Genomic DNA, 4,056 nt, shown 5'->3' on the forward strand with positions numbered 1-4,056 from the left:
GCTTCCTGGATCTCGGCGTCCGTCGCGCCAGCCTTCTTCGCGGCCGCGAAGCGTCCCGGCGCTCAGGTGTAGCACCCTGCCGCGGTCATCGCGGCCAGGGCGACGAGCTGGCGCGTCTTCTCGTCCAGTGCTTCCTCCCAGAACACGCCGGCGAACTCTTTCAGGGCCATGCGGTCCTCCTTTCGGCGGAGACAAAAGCGGGGAGACGCGAAAAAGCCCCACCAGCGTAGCGCCTCCCCGGGCCCGTGGCAAGCCCCCGGCCGGTTTGACTGCGCGCCGCCGCCCGGCTAGGATGGCCCCGGCCGACGCGGGAGTGTCGGCGGGAGACGAGACCTCCCAGGACTGATCCGCGGGACGTCCCGGGCCACGTGGACGAGAAGCCCTGGGGTCGGGGGATCCTCCTCGAGGTGGGACCCGGCTACAAGGTCAAGCGCCTGGAGGTCAAGCCCGGGCACCGTCTGAGCCTCCAGAAGCACCGGCACCGCTGCGAGAACTGGGTGGTGGCGGCCGGGACGGCGACCGTGACCGTGGGCGACCGGACCTTCCCCCTTCGCCTTCAAGAGCACATCTTCATCCCGGTCGAGACGCTGCATCGCCTGGAGAACCCCGGCCCGGACCTCCTGGTGATCATCGAGGTCCAGCACGGCGCCCTGCTTTCCGAGGATGACATCGTCCGGGTCGCGGACGATTATCGCCGGGTCCCTCCCGCCGCCGGTGCCTGAAGACGATCGGGCGCTGGCGGCCGGCGGCGGGCAGGGAGGGTAGCGCGGGCGGCCCCGCATGGGGAGGGTGCTCATGGTTGAGCCTGAAGAGTCTCGGCCGATTACCTACGATGCGCTGCGCGTCGAGACGGTCCTGCAGGCCGCCAAGCTGATGGCCTCGTCGGCCATCACGGCGCCCAAGTCGGGGGGCCAGCTCTTCCTGCGGGGGAGCCCGCTCTTCCTGGAGACGGTGATCGTCCACGACCAGGTCACGCGGAAGCGGCTCTCGGCCTGGATGCGGACGCGGGGACGGGAGCGGAAGGAGCAGATCTGGTTCCGGGATGCGGCGGTCTGCGAGGCAGTAGACGCGATCCTCTTCGTGGGCCTGAAGGACTGGTACCCGCCCGTCTACGACTGCGGGGCCTGCGGCTACGCGACCTGCGCCGAGTTCCTGGAGGCGACGAGGGCGCTCCGCGAGGCGAGCGATCCCTTCGAGTTCAAGGGGCCGCAGTGCAACCTGCGGGACATTGACCTCGGGATCGCGGTCGGCTCCGCGGCGAAGACGGCGAGCCTCCTCGGCGTGGACTGCCGGTGCCAGACGCGCGTCGCGGTCGCCGCCCGCAAGATGGGCATCATCCAAGCGGACGTGGCTGTGGCCCTCTCCCTCAGCATGACCCACAAGAGCATCGGCTTCGACCGGCGGATGCCCGAGGTGGACTTCAGCGCCCCCGACCCGAACGCGAACGCACCGGCCTCGACCCACACCCTCCCCATCGGGGCGGAGGGGGGCGAGCGCGAGGGGGGACGGCACAAGCAGGAGCGAGTGACCGACGTGCGGCATCGGAAGTCCTGAGGACTGCCCTCTCAGACGGCCACCACAGTGCTCACCCCATTCCTGACGCTGGTCCTTGCCGGGATGCTCACCCGGTTGGGCTACCAGATGGCCCGGAGCCCGGTCCTCCCCCGGTTCGCCCAGGATCTGGGGGCGGGGCCGGAGCTGGCCGGCCTCATCATCGGCGCCTCCACCATCACGGGCGTCCTCTTCAAGCTGCCGGCGGGCGCCCTCTCCGACCTGCTGGGGCGCCGCCGGATGATGCTCCTCGGCTGCGCCTTCTTCGCCGGACCGCCGTTCCTCTATCCCTTCGTGGTGGACCCGATCGCCCTCCTGCTCCTCCGCTTCGTGCACGGCCTCGCTACCGCCATCTTCTCTCCGGTCGCCGCGGCCGCGGTCGCCTCCCTGGCCGAGAAGGGGCGGGGGGCCAAGCTGGGATGGTTCGCCGCCGCGAGCGACGTGGGAGGAACCATCGGTCCTCTCGTCGGCGGGCTGGTCCTCTTCTGGACGGCCAGTTACCCGACCACCTACCTGCTGGTCGGTCTGCTCGGTCTCCCGCCCCTGTTCCTGGTTCTGCGCCTCCCTCCCGACCCGCCGGTCTCTCCACGCCCGTCGCACGGACCGTCCCGCTGGTCGCAGTTTCGCGACGGGATCCTGGAGGTGGCCTCGCACCCGGCGGTCCTGGTCGCCTCGGGGGTGGAGGCCAGCATGTACGTCGGCTACGCGGCGTTCCTGGGCTACTTCCCCCTCTACGCGAGCGAGATTGGCCTGAACGATGCCGTGATCGGCCTCATTATCGGGGTCCAGCTCGCCACGACGATGCTGGCCAAGCCGCTGAGCGGCCGCCTCTCCGACCGCCTCGGCCGCAAGCCGATGATCCTGATCGGCCTCCTCCTCGTGGCCGGGAGCCTGCCGCTCGTCCCCCAGGTCCGGGCGCCGATGCTCCTGGCCGCCCTCTCGGCCGTCCTGGGCCTCGGGGTCGCCATCGTCACTCCCTCGACCACGGCCCTAGTGGCGGACCTGGTCCGGGCGGGCCGGATGGGCTCCGCCATGGGGGTCTTCGGCACCATCTGGGACAGCGGCGAGGCGGCGGGTCCGGTGCTCGCCGGGATCCTGGTGGCCCGGGCCGGGTACGGAGTGGCCTTCGGTGCCCTCGCTGCCGGCCTGGGCGTGGTCGCGCTCCTGTTCGCGTTCGCGGTCCCGGACCCCGAGCGCGCCGCGGTCAGGAGGGTCTGATGGGCCGGGATCTCCGCGGCAAGGTCGCGGTCATCACGGGGGCATCAGCGGGCATCGGGAAGGCGACGGCCGAGGCCTTCGCGCGGGCCGGAGCGCGAGTCGTCCTGGGGGCACGGCGGCGGGCGCGGCTGGAGGAGGTGGCAGAGCAGATCCGGGCCCGCGGAGGGGAGGCCCTTGCCCTCGTCACGGACGTTGCCGTTGCCGACCAGGTGGACGCCCTGGTGGGCCGGGCAGTGGCGGTCTACGGCCGCCTGGATGTGCTCGTGGCTAACGCCGGGATCGGCTATTTCGCGCGGGTCGAGGAAACTCCCCTCGAGGTGGTCGAGCGCCTCTGGCAGGTCAATGTCCTGGGGACCCTCTACGCGATCCGGGCCGCCCTGCCGGTGATGCGGCGCCAGGGGACAGGGCACCTCCTCGTCGTCTCCTCCATCTCCGGGAAGCGGGGGAGTCCGGGGATCGGGCCGTATGCGGCGACCAAGTTCGCCCAGGTGGGGCTCTGCGAGGCCCTGCGGGTGGAGCTGGCCGGGAGCGGGATCGCGGTGAGCGTCATCTGTCCGGTCGGAACCGCGACGGAGTTCTTCGAGGCTGCCGCGGCGCGCGGCGGCCTGGCGGTGGGACCGATGGGACCGGTGCAGACCGCGGAGACCGTGGCGGCGGCCATCGTCCGCTGCGCGCGGCGCCCCCGGCCGGAGGTGATCGTCTATCCCCCCGCCCGGCTCCTCGTGATCCTCAACGCCCTCGCCCCCCGCCTGGCGGACGCCCTCCTCCTCCGGTTCCGGCGCCGCCTCCTCGGGGACCGGTCCCCCAATCCCCGCTAGGCGACCGCCCCACGCACCACGGGATTTCTCCTTGGCTTGTCAGACTGGTCGGCGGCTTCGGGGATTTGCCGGGATCCGGTGCGTCGCCGTCACGGCTGGAGGGCCATGCCGTGGGGGTTGTTCCCGACGGGGATCTTGCCCCTCACGCTATGGGTCCGAAGGTCGATCACGTACACCGCGGCACTGTGCCGGTTGGTCACATAGGCGGCATTGGCGACGGGATCCATCACGATCAGGTCCGGCTTCCTTCCCTGGGGGATGCTTGCCACGACCCGGTCTTCTGCCGTGGCGATCACGGCGATCTCATTGAGCCGCCGGAGGGTCACGTACACGTGGCTCCCATCCGGGGTCACGGCCACGTCGTGGGTGTCGTCCTTCAGGGCGATGCGCGCCACGATCTGGTGGGTTTTCGTGTCGACTTTGGAAACGGTGCGCGATTCGCCGTCGCCCACATAGAGGAACCGCTCAT

At 71.0% G+C, this 4,056-nt stretch carries 6 protein-coding genes; 4 read left to right on the forward strand and 2 right to left on the reverse strand.

Going from position 1 to position 4,056, the window contains the following annotated elements; genetic code table 11:
• Positions 1 to 62: 62 nt before the first annotated feature.
• The gene (locus VGT06_07590) at positions 63 to 170 is read right to left on the reverse strand and encodes a carboxymuconolactone decarboxylase family protein (protein ID HEV8662983.1); all 108 of its coding nucleotides are present in this window, start codon (positions 168 to 170) and stop codon (positions 63 to 65) included.
• 198 nt (positions 171 to 368) lie between these two features.
• On the opposite strand from VGT06_07590, the gene VGT06_07595 reads away from it, so the two are divergent.
• From VGT06_07595 to VGT06_07610, 4 genes are all read left to right on the forward strand, one after another.
• Positions 369 to 722, forward strand: a complete 354-nt coding sequence (locus VGT06_07595; GenBank protein ID HEV8662984.1) for a phosphomannose isomerase type II C-terminal cupin domain — start codon at positions 369 to 371, stop codon at positions 720 to 722.
• Positions 723 to 795: 73 nt separating this feature from the next.
• Positions 796 to 1,554 (forward strand): DUF2148 domain-containing protein, encoded by a 759-nt coding sequence (locus tag VGT06_07600; protein ID HEV8662985.1) that lies wholly within the window; start codon positions 796 to 798, stop codon positions 1,552 to 1,554.
• A gap of 27 nt (positions 1,555 to 1,581) precedes the next feature.
• Complete coding sequence (locus VGT06_07605) at positions 1,582 to 2,769, forward strand: MFS transporter (GenBank protein ID HEV8662986.1); 1,188 nt, start codon at positions 1,582 to 1,584, stop codon at positions 2,767 to 2,769.
• Positions 2,769 to 3,587: an SDR family oxidoreductase gene (locus VGT06_07610; GenBank protein ID HEV8662987.1), complete on the forward strand. Its 819-nt coding sequence runs from the start codon at positions 2,769 to 2,771 to the stop codon at positions 3,585 to 3,587. The genes VGT06_07605 and VGT06_07610 overlap by 1 nt, the downstream gene beginning before the upstream one ends.
• 89 nt (positions 3,588 to 3,676) lie before the next feature.
• Here VGT06_07610 and VGT06_07615 read toward each other — a convergent pair.
• Positions 3,677 to 4,056 (reverse strand): beta-propeller fold lactonase family protein (locus VGT06_07615; protein HEV8662988.1); only part of this gene is annotated, 380 nt, incomplete at its 5' end.

Origin of the sequence: Candidatus Methylomirabilis sp. (assembly GCA_036000645.1) — a bacterium.
Lineage (GTDB): Bacteria > Methylomirabilota > Methylomirabilia > Methylomirabilales > JACPAU01 > JACPAU01.

Excerpts from the sequence above, each read along its gene's own strand:
- VGT06_07590 (HEV8662983.1), bottom strand. The coding sequence starts at position 170 with ATGGCCCTGAAAGAGTTCGCCGGCGTGTTCTGGGAGGAAGCACTGGAC.
- VGT06_07600 (HEV8662985.1), top strand. The coding sequence starts at position 796 with ATGGTTGAGCCTGAAGAGTCTCGGCCGATTACCTACGATGCGCTGCGC.
- VGT06_07610 (HEV8662987.1), top strand. The coding sequence starts at position 2,769 with ATGGGCCGGGATCTCCGCGGCAAGGTCGCGGTCATCACGGGGGCATCA.